Source organism: Thermodesulfobacteriota bacterium (assembly GCA_040758155.1).
GTDB lineage: Bacteria > Desulfobacterota > Deferrimicrobia > Deferrimicrobiales > Deferrimicrobiaceae > UBA2219.
The window spans coordinates 1-16,335 of sequence record JBFLWB010000198.1; the positions used below are offsets into that span (position 1 = coordinate 1).

Here is a 16,335-nt window from a genome sequence, read left to right on the forward strand (position 1 = left end):
GGAGAAGGAGGAGGCGGAGGAGATCCACGAGCTGCTCCACCACGAGGATGACACCGCGGGCGGGCTCATGACGAACGAGTACCTCGCCTGGCCTCCGAACCTGAATGTGGGGGAAGCCCTCGAGCGGTTCAAGACCGAGGCCCGGGAGATCGAGCACGTCTACTACATCTACGTGGTGGAGGGCGAACGGCTCGTCGGCGTCGTCGGCCTGCGGGATCTCCTGATCGAGGAGCCGGAGAAAACCCTTTCCGAGGTGATGCACACCAAGCTCAAGACCGCCCGGCCGGAGATGGGGCAGGAGTCGGTCGCGGAGATCATCTCCAAGTACAACCTGCTCGCCCTGCCCGTGGTGGACGAGGGGAACTTCCTTCTCGGGGTGGTCACCGTCGACGACGTCGTCGACATGCTGCTCCCGCCCGCCGCCCGCCGGAAACGGCGCCGCCGCTGACGACCCCCGCCTAAAGTCCGACCAGCGCGGGAAGACCGGGGAAGACCGTCACGGCGACCAGAAGGGCCGTCAGGACGATCATGACGCCCGTGGTCGTCCAGGCGATCCCGTTGAACGCCCTCGAATTGACGTGTTCCCCCATCAGCTCCGCGTCGTTGATGAGCCGCAGCATGAAGATCAGGACGAACGGCAGCAGGATCCCGTTGACGACCTGCGAAAGGTACATGATGAGGATCAGAGGCGCCCGGGGATAAAGGACCAGCGCCCCCCCGACGACGATGAGGCCGGTGTACAGCCAGAAGAACTGCGGCGCGGTCCGGAAGTCCTTGTCGACGCCCGACTCCCACCCCATCCCCTCGCAGACGCAGTAGGCGGTGGCCAGCGGCAGGATCGACGCGGCGAACAGCGACGCGTTGGCCAGACCGAAGGCGAACAGCCAGGAGGCGTACGTCCCGGCGAGCGGCGCCAGCGCCACGGCCGCGTCCTTGGCGTCCTCGATGCGCGTGCCTTGCGCGGACAGCGTCGCGCCGCACGCCACGATGATCGAAAGCGCCACGACGGCGGTGACGAAGCAGCCGAAGATCACGTCGATCCGGGTCAGCCCGTAGTGCTCCACCTGGACGTTCTTCTCCACGACGGCGGACTGCATGTAGAACTGCATCCAGGGGGCGATGGTCGTCCCCACGATCCCGATGAGGAGCGTGAGGTACGTCCCGTCGAGCCGCGGGGCGGGGACCAGGACGCTCCGGCCGACGGCGCCCCAGTCGGGCGACGCCAGGTACGCCGCGACGGGATAGGTGAGGAAGACGCCGCAGGCGACCAGGAAGACCTTCTCCACCACCCGATAGGTCCCCTTCACCACGAGGAACCAGACGGCCACCGCGCCGAGGGGGACGGAGAGATACTTGCTGACGCCGAAGATCTCCCACGCCGACGCCCATCCCGCGAACTCCGCCACCGTGTTGCCCAAGTTGGCCAGCACCAGCGCGACCAGCAGGAAGAAGGTGGGGCGCACGCCGAACTTCTCCCGGATGAGGTCGGCCAGCGTCTTTCCCGTGACGACGCCCATCCGCGCGACCATCTCCTGGACGACGATCAGCGCGACCGTGATGGGGGCGAGGGTCCAGAGCAGCGCGTACCCGAAATGCGCACCCGCGATCGAGTAGGTGGCGATCCCGCCCGCGTCGTTGTCGACGGAAGCCGTGATGATCCCGGGCCCGAGGACGGACAGGAACAGGAGGAGCCTCGTTTTGCTGAAACGGCGGAACGTCACCATTCTCCTCCTGGGGGAGGGATGCCCGTCTTCCGATGGAAAATACCATTTTCGGGGAACAGGCGGTATAAAATGGAAAAAACGACATGCTGCTCCGCCCCTCGAGAATATTCGCCTTCTGCCTGCTCTGCCTGGCCGCGGCGCCGGCCGCGTGGGCGAAGGAGGGGGATCCCATCCGGTTCGGGGTGATCCCCCGCTTCAACCCGCACCTTACGTATGAATATTACCAGCCGCTCATGGATTACCTGGGCCGGACAACTCCCTACCGCTTCGAGCTGCGCCCGGGAAGAACCTACCTGGAGACGATCGAGGATCTCCGGACAGGGGTCACCGACATCGCCTACCTCGGCGGGGCGACGTTCGCCCTCGCGAACCACCGGTTCGGCGCCCGCGCGCTCGTCAAGCCGAGGAACGCCGAGGGGGGGACGACCTACCGCTGTTTCATCATCGTCCGGAAGGACAGCCCCGTCCGGACGATCCGGGATTTGAAGGGGAAGCGGATGGCCTTCGGGGCGCGCCGATCCACGACGGGGAGCCTGATCCCGAGCTACATGCTTTTCGAGGCCGGGGTGACGCCGGACCGGCTGCAGCAGCTGGCGAACCTCCACAACCACGAGGAGGTCGCAAAGGCCGTCCTCAAGGGGATCTACGACGCCGGGGCCGTCAAGGACGTGGCCGCCTGGAAATACCAGGCGCAGGGACTGCGGATCGTCGCGGAGTCGGAGGATCTGCCGAACGCCCCGATCACGGCGGGGCCGACGCTTCCGAAGGAGGCGGAAACCGCCATCGTGAAGGCGCTCCTGTCGCTCGATCCCGGCCGGCCCGGGGGGAAGGCGGTTATGGCGCAGTGGGGACCCGAGCTCCGGCACGGCTTCGTCCCGGCCCGCAACGAGGATTATGACTTCCTGTACCGGAAGATCGCCTCCATCCCGACCGGGTGCGGAATCCGTTGCCACCGGACGAACCCGTTCCTCGAAAAGTGAGGATCCCCGTCCCCTCACTCGCGGGGAAGTTCATGGCCGCCGGCACGGCCGCCATCCTCGCCACCGCCGTCGCCTTCCACTACTTCCTCCTCGAATCGGAGAAGGGGCACCTTCTGGTGAGGGAGGAGAGGATCGCGCAGACGCTCGCCGTCTCTATGCGGCTCCCCTTCACGCAGATCCTCCTCTACGAGGAGACGGGCACCGTGGCGGAAGCGGGCCTCCTCGACCTGTACGTTTCCCGGATGACCGAGAACCCGGGCCTCGACATCCCGTACGCGATGGTGCTCGACCCGGAGGGCAGGGTCCTTTCGCACAGCGACCTGACGCAGTTCAACCGGAATATGGACGATCCGCTGTCGATGAAGGCGCTGGCGGCGACGGACATCGTCGTAACCCCCGTCGGCGACCCGTTCCGTGGGGGATCGTTCGACGTGGCCGCCCCCCTGAACGTCTCCTCCCGTAGGTTCGGCACGCTGCGGTTCGGCTACTCCCTCTCCGGCCTCGCGCGGAGCGTCCGCCAGTTGCGGGAGAAGATCCTGCTCCTCACGGTCCTCGCCGCGGCCGGGATGATCGTCCTCGCGTTCGCCGCATCGCGGGTTATGGTGCGGCCGATCCGGCGCCTGGTGGGCGCGCTCGATTCCGTGCGGCTCGGGACGCTCGAGCCCGTTCCGCTCCCCGGCCGGCGCGACGAGATCGGCGACCTTCAGGAAAGCTATCGGATGATGATCGACCGGCTTGCCCGGGAGAAGGCGGAGCGGGAAAGCACGCAGGAGCTGCTCGCGAGGACGGAGAGGATGGCGACGGTGGGCACCCTCGCCGCGGGGATCGCCCACGAGATCAACAGCCCCCTGACCGGCGCCATGCACAGCGTCTCCGCCCTGAAGTCCGGCTCCGTGCCGGAAGGGAAGCGGGAGCGTTACCTCCAGGTGCTTTCGGACGGCCTCGACCGCATCCGCCGGGCGGTCTCCCAGCTCCTCGACTACTCGACCGGGCACGCGATGAACTACGCCGATTGCGACCTTTCGGCCCTCGTCGCCCGGACGGTGGATTTCCTCGATTACGAGATCCGCCGGAACGGGATCGCGGTCGAGAGCCGCCTCCCCCCGCTGTCGATCCGCGGCGACGCCCACAAGCTGGAGCAGGTCCTCGTGAACCTGGTGCTGAACGCCGTGGCGGCGATGCCCGCGGGCGGGCGGCTTTCGTTTCATCATCTGGAGAACGGGCCTTTCGTCACGCTGGTCGTCGCCGATACGGGGGAGGGGATTCGCGGGGAGGACCTGGAGCGTATCTTCGAACCGTTCTTCACCACGAAGAAGGACGGGAAGGGGACCGGGCTGGGGCTCGCGGTCTGCCGGAAGATCGTCGAGCGGCACGGCGGGACGATCGCCGTTTCGTCCCGCCCGGGCGAGGGGGCGGAATTCCGCATCTCGCTCCCGCGGATGCCGGAGCAGGGAGGGGAACATGGCGGTTGAGGGAAGGCGCATCCTTGTCGTGGAGGACGATCCCGGCCTGCGGTTCACGATGACGGACGCGCTGGAAGGGGAGGGATTCGCGGTCGCGGACGCCGGGAACGGTGCGGAGGCGCTCCGGCGGCTCCGGGAGGAGGCGTTCGACATCGTCGTGACCGACCTGCGGCTTCCCGACGGGGACGGGATGGAGATCCTCCGGGAGGCCAAGGCGAAGGTCCCGCCGTCCTCGGTGGTCGTGATGACGGGGTACGGCACCGTCGAATCGGCCGTGGCGGCGATGAAAAGCGGGGCGGAGGATTACCTGACGAAGCCGTTCCCCATGGACGCCCTCCTGCTCCTGTTCGGTAAGATCCTCCGGGTGCGGGCGCTCGAGGAGGAGAACCGGGAGCTGAAGCGGCGCATCACCGCGCAGTTCCGTTTCGAGGAGCTGGTCGGGAAGAGCAAGGCGATGCGGGACGTCTTCGAGCTGGTTTCCGCCGTCGCCGGGACGGACGCCACCGTGCTTGTTCTCGGCGAGAGCGGGACCGGCAAGGAGCTGGTCGCCCGCGCGCTGCACCGCCGGGGGAAGCGGAAGGACGGCCCGTTCGTCGCCCTGAACTGCGCCGCCATCCCGGAGAGCCTGTTCGAGGCCGAGCTGTTCGGACACGAGAGGGGCGCGTTCACGGGCGCCGATCATCGCAGGGCGGGGAGGATCGAGCAGGCCGACGGCGGAACCCTTTTCCTCGACGAGGTCGCCGAGGTGCCCGTTTCCACCCAGGCGAAGCTCCTCCGGGTGCTGGAGGAGCGCTCCTTCACGCGGCTCGGGGGGAGCGAGCGGGTCAAGGTCGACATCCGGGTCGTCTCCGCGACGAACCGGGGGGACCTGCAGGAGATGGTGGACGCGGGGGAATTCCGCAGCGACCTTTTCTACCGCCTCAACGTCTTCGAGATCCGGCTTCCCCCTTTGCGGAGCCGGCGGGAGGATATCCCGCTGCTGGTAGAGCACTTCGCCGAAAGGCTCGGGGGACTCCGGGTTTCGGACGCGGCCATGGCGCGGCTGATCGACCACCGGTTTCCGGGAAACGTCCGCCAGTTGTGGAACGCGATGGAACGGGCATCCATCCTCTGCAAGGACGGGATGATCCGCCCGGAACAGCTCCCTCCGGATTTTGCCGACGCGCGGATTTCCCCCGAGGCTCCCGCGTCGGAGGAGATCGTTCCCCTGAAGGAAGCCGTCCGGCGGTTCGAGGCGGATTACATCGATAAGGCGCTGCAGGCGTCCGGCGGGAGCAAGTCCCGCGCTTCCGATCTTCTCGGGATCGGCAGGAAGGCCTTGTGGGAACGGCTGAAACGCTGATCCCGCAAGCCGGCCCGTTTCTTTTCCGAAACATCCTCCCGCCGACGTTTCCGGAAGGAAACGGTCTCCGGGGCTTCGGCGCGGCAGGAACGGGCATTCCGAGACATGCTGCATATAACACCTTGGAAACATTGGCGATGTTTTTCTCGCCTCGTCCCGTATTGTTGGCATCTCGTTTGCTGCTAACAAAAGGTCAACCATTTTCGGCATGCACCATGCCATCCAAGGGAGGAGAGGATTTATGAAGAAAAGGGGAAGCATCGGTTCAGCGGTCCTTCCGGCGATCGTCGCCGGCTGCCTGCTGCTCTTGTGGGCCGGATCCTCATCCGCCGCCCGCATGGCGCCGGGCCCGTCGAAGGATCCCAACACGGGCAAGGCGTACGCGGGCTCGGAAACCTGCAAGAAGTGTCACGCGCAAAAGTACAGCGACTGGAAGAACACCATCCACGCATGGATGGTCCGGCCGATCGCCAAGGGAGACTTCAAGAACGTGAAGGCCGACCTGACGGCGGAAGGCGCTCCGAAACCCGATCAGTACGACTGGGCGTACGTGATCGGCGGCTGGTACAAGGAGGAGCGCTACGCGTTCTGGGACGAGAAGGGGAACATCATCGACGGCGAGTTCGAGTACAACAAGCCGAAGAACCATTTCTCCCTCCGGAAGAAGAAGGACGGAAGCCTGTCGCGGTTGGACTGGTTCGACGAGTGCGGGAACTGCCACGCAACGGGCGTCAACTACAAGGAACGGACGTTCATCGAGTTCAACATCGGCTGCGAGGCGTGCCACGGCCCCTCGGCGGACCACGCGAAGGCGCCCAAGAAGGTCAAGGCGGTGATCGACACGCACACCGAGAACTGCGGCCGCTGCCATATCCGGGCGCGCATGAAAGGCGACCTGAAGAAGTTCAACTACCCCGTCTACTATGAGCTGAACAAGCCCGAAACGCTGACGAAGGACCTCGATTTCGAACCGTACACCGCTCCCGGCTCCTTCTGGCCGGACCAGAAGAACGCGAACCGCCACCGCCAGCAGTACCTGGAATGGATAAAGAGCCCCCACAGCGAAGTGAAGGGATTGAGCTGCGCCACCTGCCACGATCCGCACAAGGGAAGCCTTTCCTACCGGACGGGGCAGCTCAAGGGCGACGAGCGGGTCTTCTGCGGGAAGTGCCATGAGGCGATCGTGGCCAACCCGAAGAAGCACTCCGGGCACCGTTACGACGTCGCGTCCTGCTCGTCCTGCCATATGCCGTACACGATCGCGTCGGGCTCGATCCCCAACCACACCTTCGAGGCGATTCCGCCGTCGAAGACGCTGCAATACGGGGTGGACGAGAAGACCGGCAAGCCGAAGATGCCCAATTCCTGCGGCATCTACTGCCATACCAAGGAGTCCGCGGCCGATCTGGACGTGAAGTACAAGGCGATCTTCAAGAAGATGTAAGGCCGCCACGGTTCGACAAGGCGTTCCGCGAATGGGGTCCGGCGGGAATCCGCCGGGCCCCTTTCCGCATGGGCGGAGGAGGAGTCCCGCATGTGCGCCGCCGGGCCGCCGAAGGAGATAGTGCCGAGCCGCGGAAAGTAAGCCGATACCTCCCCGGCCTTCCTTCATGGGGGCGGGAAGCGGTTCGCAGGATCTGGAATCCGGAAAACAGTAATGATTTCCGCCTATTTTCTCGCTGAATCGTTTGCCGATCCCGTTGCATTTAATAATTGTCTTGTCGTTTCCGCCACGAACCGCGTCAATCCAAAGGAGGGATCGGGTCGATGAAGAAAACAGGAGGATTCGTGTCCGAGGTTTTGCCGGCGTTCCTCGCCGGCTGTCTGCTGCTGGGATGGGCGGCCCCGTCCCCCGCGGCGACGGGGTATGTCGGCTCCGGGAAATGCTTCGCGTGCCATCCTCAGCAGTACAACCTCTGGCAGGCGACCGGCCATCCTTGGAAGCTGCGGAAGGCCGAGAAGGCGCGATACGCCAAGCTGCCGCTGCCTCCGGGCTACGCCTGGGAAGACATCAGCTACGTGATCGGCGGGGCCACCAAGAAGGCCCGCTACATCGACAGGAAAGGGTACATCGTCACCGCCGCAAAGGACGGCTCCGAGGCGAAGACCCAGTACAACATCGAGGACGGGAGCTGGTCCTTCTACGAGAAGGGGACGAAGAAGCCCTACAAGTGCGGTCCGTGCCACATGACCGCCTACAGCCCGGAAGGGCACCAGGACGGCATGGAGGGGATGATCGGCACCTGGGCCGAGGACGGCATCGGCTGCGAGGAGTGCCACGGGCCGGGGGCAAACCACGTGAAGCAGCCGTCGAAGGGAACGATCAAGATCGACCGGACGGCGGAAGCGTGCGGCAAGTGCCACCAGCGGGGCGGCATGGGACCCGAGCCGCCGGCCAAGGGCGGGTTCATCGAGCACCATGAGCAGATCAACGAGTTGAAGGCGGGCGTGCACAAGGACATGGGCTGCATCGAATGCCACAACCCGCACGACCGCGCCATCCACGCGAAGAACAACTGCGCGGAATGCCATTCCGAGGTCGCGAAATCCTTCGCCGGGAACCGCCACGGGAAGCAGGGGACCCGCTGCATCGAGTGCCACATGCCGAAGGCCACCAAGTCGGCGATCACGGTGGCCAGCTACACCGGCGACGTGCGGACCCACATCTTCAAGATCAACACGGACCCGAAGGCGAGCATGTTCCGGGAGGTCGAGGAGAAGGGGAAGAAATCGACTTTCGCGGAGAAGTTCGTGACCGTGGAGTACGTCTGCCTCGGCTGTCACGCGAGCCGGGACAAGAACTGGGCCGCGGCGAACGCGAAAGGGTTCCATAAGGCGAAATAAGTCCCGTCCGGCCTGCACGGGTGCGTTGGAGGGGGCCCGGGATTCCCGGGCCCCTTTCCGCCCCGGTATTCCGAAATTCCGCAAAGTGGTATATTTCCCCCAGGATTCCTGCCGCGTCCGCCCGCCGTCCATCGGGGGATGACATGCGGTTCTCCATCGGCCCCCGGGCCCTCCACGCGATGTTCCTCGAGGAAATTTCCCTTATTCGGGTTTCACCGTTTTTCTGCGGCACGGCGGGCGTCGGACGGAAACCCATCGGACGGATCTGATCAGGAGGATATTCCGATGCATCGGGGGAACGGCCATCTTCGGAATTTCCGCATCGTCTGCATCGCGTGCGCCGCGTGCCTCTTCTGCTGCGGCGGAGGGGGTGGCGGCGTGGACGTGACTCCGCCCACAACCAACCTCGATTTCGTCCTGGGCCCCACAAGGGGGCCGACGCCCCCGCTGACGGTCACGTCGGGCGGTTCGAGCTTCACGCTGGCATCGAACCCCCCGGTGCAGGAGATGCCGCTGATCCGGGGGACCTGGGATACGGAAACGTTGAATGCGACCGTCACGGGCGATCCCGACAACGTAATCCTCTGGGCGGATACCACCGGGCCGGCGGGACAGCCGCTGTTCGGCAGCCTGTCGGTCGTCGCGAGTCGGACGGTACGGTGGAACGGGGGCGACGACCCGACCGCGGGGGAGTACACGGTCACGTCCCGGGACGCCGCCTTCCCGGGGAGGGTCCGCGCACGGGTCTCCCTGCAGGGCGCGACCGCGGGCGTGACGGCGGAGTACGACGCGGGCGGCGACGGGATTTACGAGGAATCCGCTTTCACCCCCTGGGCGGGTTTCGGCGATCTCTGGGCGGATGGCGCCGCACCGCTCTATCAGCGGGTATCGTCGTACGTGTTCTTCACCAGGGACGTGCTCTTTTCCGCAATGGACTTCTCCATCCAGGCGACCCTCTTCGTCGAGGATCTCCGGGGCGCCCTCCTGGCCGCAGGGAGCGACAACGCGGTCGCGGTGTCCGGAGTCTGCGCTCCGTTGTCCGGCGTCGCCGGCCAGCCGGGAACCTTTACCCTCGCCTGGACCGACGTGAACGGGAACGGGCAGATCGATTACGACCTTTCCGGCGCCGGGCTTTGGGACACGTTCACGTTCACGATCTCCCAATGCTGGATCGACGACCCGGCCGACCCGGAGGATTTCCTGCTGGACGGAGCGCTGCGGTTCGCCTACTACGAGCGGAACCTCCAGTGGAGCCCCGTGTTCGACAACCTCGTCGTGACCCGGACCTTGAACGGGGCCGTTGTACCGGACGCGACGGCGACGTACAACGGCGGTTTCTCCGTGTTCATGACCATCCCGGCGGGACCCCCTTAAAGTCGCGCGACGCGGCAGAACGACCCATTCCGTGGGGGGGACGTTGTGTTCCCCCCCCCGCATCCCCGATAATGAATGCATCGATATGCCGGGACGAATCCTCTTCATAGACGACGATGCCGCCGGCCGCGAGGTCGCGCTCTTCAACCTGCGCAAGTCCGGGTACGAGGTGACGTCCGCCGGGGACGGCCGCGAGGGGCTCGCCGCGTTCGCGGCCGCGCCCTTCGACCTCGTGATCACCGACCTGAAGATGCCCGGGATCTCGGGGATGGAGGTCCTGAAGAAGGTCCGCGAACAGGCGCCCGACGTTCCGGTCCTCGTCATCACCGCCTTCGGTAACGTCGAGACGGCGGTGAGCGCGATGAAGGAGGGGGCGTACGACTTCATCGGCAAGCCGTTCCATCGCGACCAGCTCCTCCTGTCCGTGAGCAAGGCGCTGGACCGGCGCCGGCTCGCCGTCGAGGTGCGGGACCTGCGGATCCGCGCCGCCGGGGTGGAGCGGGAGATCGTCCTTGCGTCCGCGGCCATGCGCGCCGTCATGGAAATGGCCGACCGCGTCGCCCGAACGGACGCGACCGTGCTGATCACGGGGGAGAGCGGGACCGGGAAGGAGATGATCGCCCGGAGGGTCCACGCCCGGTCGAACCGGGCGGAAGGGCCCTTCGTCGAAGTCAACTGCGCGGCGATTCCCGCCGAACTGCTCGAATCGGAGCTGTTCGGCCACGTCCGGGGCGCCTTCACGGGAGCCGTGCGCGACCGGGCAGGGCGCTTCCGACAGGCGTCCGGCGGGACGTTGTTTCTCGACGAGGTGGCCGAGATCCCCGCGGCGCTCCAGGGGAAGCTGCTGCGCGCGCTCCAGGAGAAAGCGGTGGACGCGGTCGGGTCCGACGCCTCCGCGCCCGTGGACGTGCGGATCGTCGCGGCGACGAACCGCGATCTCCCCGGCCGGATCCGGGAAGGGGCTTTCCGGGAGGACCTGTATTACCGTCTGAACGTCGTGGGGATGCATGTCCCCCCGCTGCGGGAGCGCCCCGAGGACATCCCCCCCCTCGCGATGCGCTTCGTGTCCGAGTTCGCCGCGGGGCGGGAGATCTCCATTCCGCCCGCCGTGATGGAGGAGCTTTCGCGCCGGCCGTGGCGCGGCAACGTCCGGGAGCTGAAGAACGCCTGCGAGCGTCTGGTCGTGCTGTGCCGGGGTAACGAGGTTTCCCTCGAGGACCTCCCTCCATCCCCGCGCGCGGCGGGGGAGCGGGCCTCCGAGGAAACGGCAGGGATCTTTCCGGCGCTGCCCCCGGAGGGGCTGTCGCTTGTCGACCTCGAGCGGCGCGTCATCGAGCAGGCCCTTCGCCTGAAAGGGGGCAACATCACGCAGGCGGCCGCGTACCTCCGAATCCCGCGGCACATCCTGGTGTACCGTCTCGAGAAGTACGGGATCCGGCGCGATGGATGAACTCCGGCCGCTCTTCACGCGCAGGATGCTGATCGCGGCCTGGCTTCCGTGCCTGGCGATCACCGTCCTGCATTACCGCGTCGGCCCCCATCACGCGTGGGTCCACGACGTCCTCCGCCGGCTCTACTACCTGCCGATCCTCTTCGCCGCCTTTTCGGGCGGCACCCGCGGCGGCGTCGCCGTCTCCGTCTTCGCCTCGCTGGTCTATCTCCCCCACGCTTTCACCCGGCTGCTGGGGCACGATCCGGGAGACGCGCTCGAAAAAGGGCTCGAGATCCTTTTGTATAACATCGTCGCCGTCGCGGCCGGCCTCCTCGTGGACCGCGAGCGGCGGGAGCGCGCGAAGCAGGAGCAACTGGCGCAGCGGCTGGGCGAGGCGCTCGATGAGCAACGGAGGACGGAGGCGCAGCTCATCCGCGCGGGACGCCTCGGGGCGCTGGGGGAGCTGACCGCGGGGATCGCGCACGAGATCAAGAACCCGCTCCACGGCCTCAAGGGGACGGCGGAGATCCTGCGGGACGCCATCCCGGACGGCGCTCCGGAGCGCAGGATGCTGGATCTCCACATCTCGGAGATCGACCGGCTCGGAAGCACCGCCGACCGGTTCCTCTCCTTCGCGAGGCCGCTTGCCGCCGACCGGCGGCCGGTCGAGCCGCGCGCGCTGGTCGAGCGCGTTGCGGCGCTGATCTCCGCGCAGGCGCGGAAGGAGGGTGTGGAGACGACGGTCGATCTCCCCGGCCCGGGGGAGATCCCGCGCGTGACCGGGGACCCCGAGCTGCTGGCCCAGCTCCTGCTCAACATCGCGCTGAACGGCGTGCAGGCGATGGCCCCCGCCGGCGGCGGCCGGCTGACGCTCGGGGTGCGCGCGGTGAGGGAGGGGCCAAGGCGATTCGTGCGCTTCCGGATCGCGAACGACGGCCCGCACATCCCGGAGGACCGGCTGGAGAAGATCTTCGACCCGTTCTACACTACGCGGGACGGCGGCACGGGGCTCGGACTGTCCATCTGCTCGCGCATCGCGGACCAGCACGAAGGAGTCCTCGAGGTGAGGAACCTTCCGGGAGGGAAAGGGGTGGAGTTCACGTTGACCCTGGGGGCGGAGAAGCGCGGATGAGGCGCGCCCGTCCGCTCGCCTCCGTCCTTTTGCTCCTGGGAGCGCTTGCCCTCGCATCCTGCGAGGCGCCCGGGAAGCGGGGCGGCTTCGAGGCCGCCGCGCCGAAGGATCTGTCCGGGCGGAAGATCGCCGTCGTGGCCACCACCGGCATGGTCGCGGAGCTGGCGGCGCAGGTCGGCGGAGATCGGGTCGAGGTGCGCGCCTTGATGGGACCCGGCGTGGATCCGCACCTCTACAAGGCGAGCGAGGGCGACGTCATCCGTATGGCTTCCGCGGACGCGGTCTTCTTCAACGGCCTTCACCTCGAGGGGAAGATGGCGGAGGTCTTCGAGCGGATGAAGGGGCGCATCCGGACCTTCGCGGTGACGGACGCGATCGACCGGGAAAAGCTGCTGCGCCCCCCCGAGTTCGAAGGGGCCTACGACCCCCACGTCTGGTTCGACGTGACGCTCTGGATGGACGCATCGAGGGCCGCGGAAGGGGCTTTCGCAGAGATGGACCCGGCGCATGCGGACGTCTATCGCGCGAACGGGAAGAGGTACCGGGAACGGCTGGAAGCGCTCGACCGGTACGTCAGGGAGCGGGCCTCCTCCGTGCCGCCCGAAAAGCGGGTGCTCATCACCGCCCACGACGCCTTCAACTACTTCGGGAGAGCCTACGGCTTCCAGGTCCGCGGGCTCCAGGGGATCAGCACTGTGTCCGAGGCGGGCGCGGCCGACATCCAGGCGCTGGCCCGCCTGATCGCGGAGAACGGGATCCCGGCCGTCTTCGTCGAGTCGTCGGTGCCGCCCCGCTACATCGAGGCGCTGCAGGAAGCGGTCCAGGCGCGGGGGTTCCGCGTGCGGATCGGGGGAAGCCTCTTCTCCGACGCCATGGGCGATCCCGGCACGCCGGAGGGGAGCTACGACGGGATGGTGCGCCACAACATCGATACGATCGCCGCCGCGCTGTCCGGATCCGCCGATCCGAGGCGGGGGGGCGCGGGAGGAGGGGAACGTTGACGCTTTCCGAAGGCGGCGCGCCGGCCATCCAGGTGGACGACCTGACCGTGGCCTACGGGGAGAGGCCGGTGCTGTGGGACGTCGACATGGAGGTCCCCCCGGGCGTCCTGATGGCGGTGGTGGGCCCCAACGGCGCGGGGAAGACGACGCTGATCAAGGCCGTCACCGGGCTGATCCGGCCGGTCGCGGGCAGCGTCGAGATCTTCGGGAAGCCGTACCCGGAGCAGCGGCACCTGGTGGGATACGTCCCCCAGCGCAGCAGCGTGGACTGGGACTTCCCCACGACGGTCCTCGACGTCGTCATGATGGGGCGGTACGGCGGGCTGGGGTGGCTCCGGCGTCCGGGCAAGGCCGAGCGGACGCTCGCGCTGGAGGCGCTGGACAAGGTCGGGATGGCCGAGTTCTCCGGCCGCCAGATCCGCCAGCTCTCCGGAGGGCAGCAGCAGCGGGTCTTCCTCGCGCGGGCGATCGTTCAGGACGCGCACGTCTACCTGATGGACGAGCCGTTCCAGGGGGTGGACGCGACGACCGAGCGCGCCATCGTGGCGCTCCTTAAGGACATGCGGGGGCGCGGGAAGACCGTCGTGGTCGTCCACCATGATCTGCAGACCGTCCCGGAGTATTTCGACTGGGTGACGCTGCTCAACGTGCGGTGCGTGGCGAGCGGTCCCGTGGACCAGGTTTTCACCGACCGGAACCTCCGCCTGGCCTACGGCGGGCGCGTCTCCTACCTTTCGCACCACGGTCCCGGCGAGACGCTTTCCGGGGAAGGGTGACGGCTTCCATGGGGACGGCGCTGGATCTCCTGGGAGAGCTGGTCTGGAACCATACCCTCCGGACCGTCGGGACGGGGGCGATCTTCCTGGGGATCGTCAACGGCGTCCTGGGCTCCTTCGCCGTCCTCCGGAAACAGAGCCTGCTGGGCGATGCCATCTCCCACGCCGCGCTGCCGGGAATCGCCCTGGCGTTCCTCCTGACGGGGAGCAAGTCGAACCTGTCCCTCCTCCTGGGCGCAGCGGCCGCCGGATGGATCGGCACGCTGTTCATCATGAGCGTTGTGAAGAACACCCGGATCAAGTACGACACCGCGCTCGGCCTGGTGCTGTCCGTCTTCTTCGGCTTCGGGCTGATCCTTTTGACCTACATCCAGCGGATGCCCGTGGCGGCCCAGGCGGGGCTCGACACGTTCCTGTTCGGGCAGGCCGCGACGCTGCTTAGGCGGGACGTCTTGACGATCGGGATCCTGGGAGCGGGAGTCCTCGCCGTCGTCCTCGCGTTCTGGAAGGAGTTCAAGCTGCTCTGCTTCGATCCCGACTTCGCCCACAGCCTCGGCTTTTCCGTGCGGGCGCTCGATATCCTCGTGACCACCCTCCTCGTCACTTCGATCGTGATCGGCCTTCAGACCGTCGGGGTCGTGCTGATGAGCGCGATGGTCGTCGCGCCGGCGGCGGCGGCGCGGCAGTGGACCGACCGCCTCGGAACGATGGTCGTTGTTTCCGCTCTTTTCGGGGCGCTGGCGGGAGGCAGCGGGGCATTGGCTAGCAGCGTCACGGCGCACCTGCCCACGGGGCCGACGATCGTCGTCTGCCTGAGCGCGATCGTGATCGTCTCCCTGCTGCTGGCGCCGAACCGGGGAATCGTCTGGAACTGGGCGCGGGAGCGCGCCAACCGGCGCCGCATCATGACCGATGCGGTCCTGGCCGACCTGTACGTGCTGGCCGTGCGGCACGAGGATCCGGGCCACGGCCACCCGATCTCCGTCCTGCGAGCCATGAGCATGGGGCACGGAGGCGTCGACCGGAGTCTGAAGCTGCTCCGGCAGCGGGGGCTCGTCCGGAAGACGGAAACGGTGACGTGGTCCCTCACGCCGGCGGGGCTGGAGGAGGCACGGCGGCTTGCCGGGAAGGGGGACGGGGAGGAGACGCCGTGACCGCCCCGCAGATCGAGATCCAGGTCATCGCCGTGCTGGTGGCGGTCTCCTGCGCGCTGCCCGGGACGTTCCTGGTCCTGCGCCGGATGGCGATGATGAGCGACGCCATCAGCCACGCCATCCTCCTCGGGATTGTTTTGGCGTTCTTCGCGACAGGGGACCTCACGTCGCCGCTGCTCGTCGCCGCCGCCGCAATGACCGGCGTGCTGACGGTGAGCCTTGTGGAGCTGCTGAACCGGACGGGGCTCGTCCGGGAGGACGCCGCCATGGGGTTGACGTTCCCCGCGCTGTTCAGCATCGGGGTCATCCTCGTTGCGCGGTATGCGGGCAGCATCCACCTGGACACCGACTCCGTCCTGCTGGGGGAGCTCGCGTTCGCGCCCTTCAATCGTCTGACGGTGTGGGGGTACGACATCGGCCCGAGGGCGCTCTACATGATGGCGGGGATTGCGGCGCTGAACGTCCTGTTCATCGCGGTCTTCTACAAGGAGCTCAAGCTCGCCACGTTCGATCCGGCGCTGGCCGCGGTCCTCGGATTCTCCCCCGGGGTTCTCCATTACGCCTCGATGGCGCTGGTTTCCCTGACGGCGGTCGGCTCCTTCGACGCGGTGGGTTCGATCCTCGTGGTGGCGCTGATGATCGCCCCTCCCGCGACGGCCTATCTCCTCGTCGACCGGCTGTCGCACATGCTCGCGCTGAGCGCGCTCCTGGGGGCCGCGGGCGCGGTGGCCGGCTACTGGGTGGCGCACGTCCTCGACGCCTCCATCGCCGGCTCCATGGCCTCCATGTCCGGGCTGCTGTTCGTCGCGGCGTACCTGGCCGCCCCGCAGCGCGGACTGGTCTCCATCCTGCTGCGGCGAGCGCGGCAGCGGCTGGAATTCGCGCAGAGGATGCTCATCGTCCACCTGTACCACCACGAGGGCGTCCCGGAGGCGGACCGGGAGAACCGCGTCGAGCATCTCCACGCGCACCTGAAATGGAAGCGCTCCTTCGCGGAGCGCGTCGTCTTCGCGGCCGGGAAGAAGGGGCTGCTGGAGCGCCGGGACGGCTTCCTCGCCCTGACCGACGACGGGCGAAACGCGGCCCGCGAAGCGATCGCCGGGTGACCCCCGG

General features: G+C 67.3%; 14 protein-coding genes. 13 read left to right on the forward strand and 1 reads right to left on the reverse strand.

Annotated elements, in window-relative coordinates; all coding sequences use genetic code 11:
* Window positions 1–448 (forward strand): CBS domain-containing protein (locus AB1346_13690; protein MEW6721494.1); only part of this gene is annotated, 448 nt, incomplete at its 5' end.
* Between the two features lie 10 nt (window positions 449–458).
* On the opposite strand, the gene AB1346_13695 is transcribed toward AB1346_13690, so the two are convergent.
* Window positions 459–1,724, reverse strand: a complete 1,266-nt coding sequence (locus AB1346_13695; protein ID MEW6721495.1) for an Nramp family divalent metal transporter — start codon at window positions 1,722–1,724, stop codon at window positions 459–461.
* Window positions 1,725–1,807: 83 nt separating this feature from the next.
* Between AB1346_13695 and phnD the strand changes: the two genes are divergently transcribed.
* The 12 genes from phnD (at window position 1,808) to AB1346_13755 (ending at window position 16,328) form a co-directional block, all read left to right on the forward strand.
* Entirely contained in the window at window positions 1,808–2,704 is an 897-nt protein-coding gene (gene phnD, locus AB1346_13700; protein ID MEW6721496.1) for a phosphate/phosphite/phosphonate ABC transporter substrate-binding protein, read from the forward strand.
* Window positions 2,705–2,736: 32 nt separating this feature from the next.
* Window positions 2,737–4,176, forward strand: a complete 1,440-nt coding sequence (locus tag AB1346_13705) for an ATP-binding protein (GenBank protein MEW6721497.1) — start codon at window positions 2,737–2,739, stop codon at window positions 4,174–4,176.
* A complete protein-coding gene (locus AB1346_13710; protein ID MEW6721498.1) occupies window positions 4,166–5,509 on the forward strand; it encodes a sigma-54 dependent transcriptional regulator in 1,344 nt (447 codons plus the stop codon). The genes AB1346_13705 and AB1346_13710 overlap by 11 nt, the downstream gene beginning before the upstream one ends.
* A gap of 241 nt (window positions 5,510–5,750) precedes the next feature.
* Window positions 5,751–6,953: a multiheme c-type cytochrome gene (locus AB1346_13715; protein MEW6721499.1), complete on the forward strand. Its 1,203-nt coding sequence runs from the start codon at window positions 5,751–5,753 to the stop codon at window positions 6,951–6,953.
* 323 nt (window positions 6,954–7,276) lie between these two features.
* Window positions 7,277–8,353 (forward strand): multiheme c-type cytochrome, encoded by a 1,077-nt coding sequence (locus AB1346_13720; GenBank protein MEW6721500.1) that lies wholly within the window; start codon window positions 7,277–7,279, stop codon window positions 8,351–8,353.
* 285 nt (window positions 8,354–8,638) lie between these two features.
* On the forward strand, window positions 8,639–9,727 hold the full coding sequence (locus tag AB1346_13725) for a hypothetical protein (GenBank protein ID MEW6721501.1): 1,089 nt from the start codon (window positions 8,639–8,641) through the stop codon (window positions 9,725–9,727).
* A gap of 85 nt (window positions 9,728–9,812) precedes the next feature.
* Window positions 9,813–11,177 (forward strand): sigma-54 dependent transcriptional regulator, encoded by a 1,365-nt coding sequence (locus AB1346_13730; GenBank protein ID MEW6721502.1) that lies wholly within the window; start codon window positions 9,813–9,815, stop codon window positions 11,175–11,177.
* Window positions 11,170–12,291: an ATP-binding protein gene (locus AB1346_13735; GenBank protein ID MEW6721503.1), complete on the forward strand. Its 1,122-nt coding sequence runs from the start codon at window positions 11,170–11,172 to the stop codon at window positions 12,289–12,291. Before AB1346_13730 ends, AB1346_13735 begins: the two co-directional genes overlap by 8 nt.
* The gene (locus AB1346_13740; protein ID MEW6721504.1) at window positions 12,288–13,292 is read left to right on the forward strand and encodes a zinc ABC transporter substrate-binding protein; all 1,005 of its coding nucleotides are present in this window, start codon (window positions 12,288–12,290) and stop codon (window positions 13,290–13,292) included. Before AB1346_13735 ends, AB1346_13740 begins: the two co-directional genes overlap by 4 nt.
* Window positions 13,289–14,068 carry a metal ABC transporter ATP-binding protein gene (locus AB1346_13745; GenBank protein ID MEW6721505.1) on the forward strand — a complete coding sequence of 260 codons (780 nt, stop codon included), beginning with the start codon at window positions 13,289–13,291 and terminating at the stop codon, window positions 14,066–14,068. The genes AB1346_13740 and AB1346_13745 overlap by 4 nt, the downstream gene beginning before the upstream one ends.
* A gap of 8 nt (window positions 14,069–14,076) precedes the next feature.
* A complete protein-coding gene (locus AB1346_13750) occupies window positions 14,077–15,222 on the forward strand; it encodes a metal ABC transporter permease (GenBank protein ID MEW6721506.1) in 1,146 nt (381 codons plus the stop codon).
* Window positions 15,219–16,328: a metal ABC transporter permease gene (locus AB1346_13755; protein ID MEW6721507.1), complete on the forward strand. Its 1,110-nt coding sequence runs from the start codon at window positions 15,219–15,221 to the stop codon at window positions 16,326–16,328. The genes AB1346_13750 and AB1346_13755 overlap by 4 nt, the downstream gene beginning before the upstream one ends.
* Window positions 16,329–16,335: the final 7 nt, after the last annotated feature.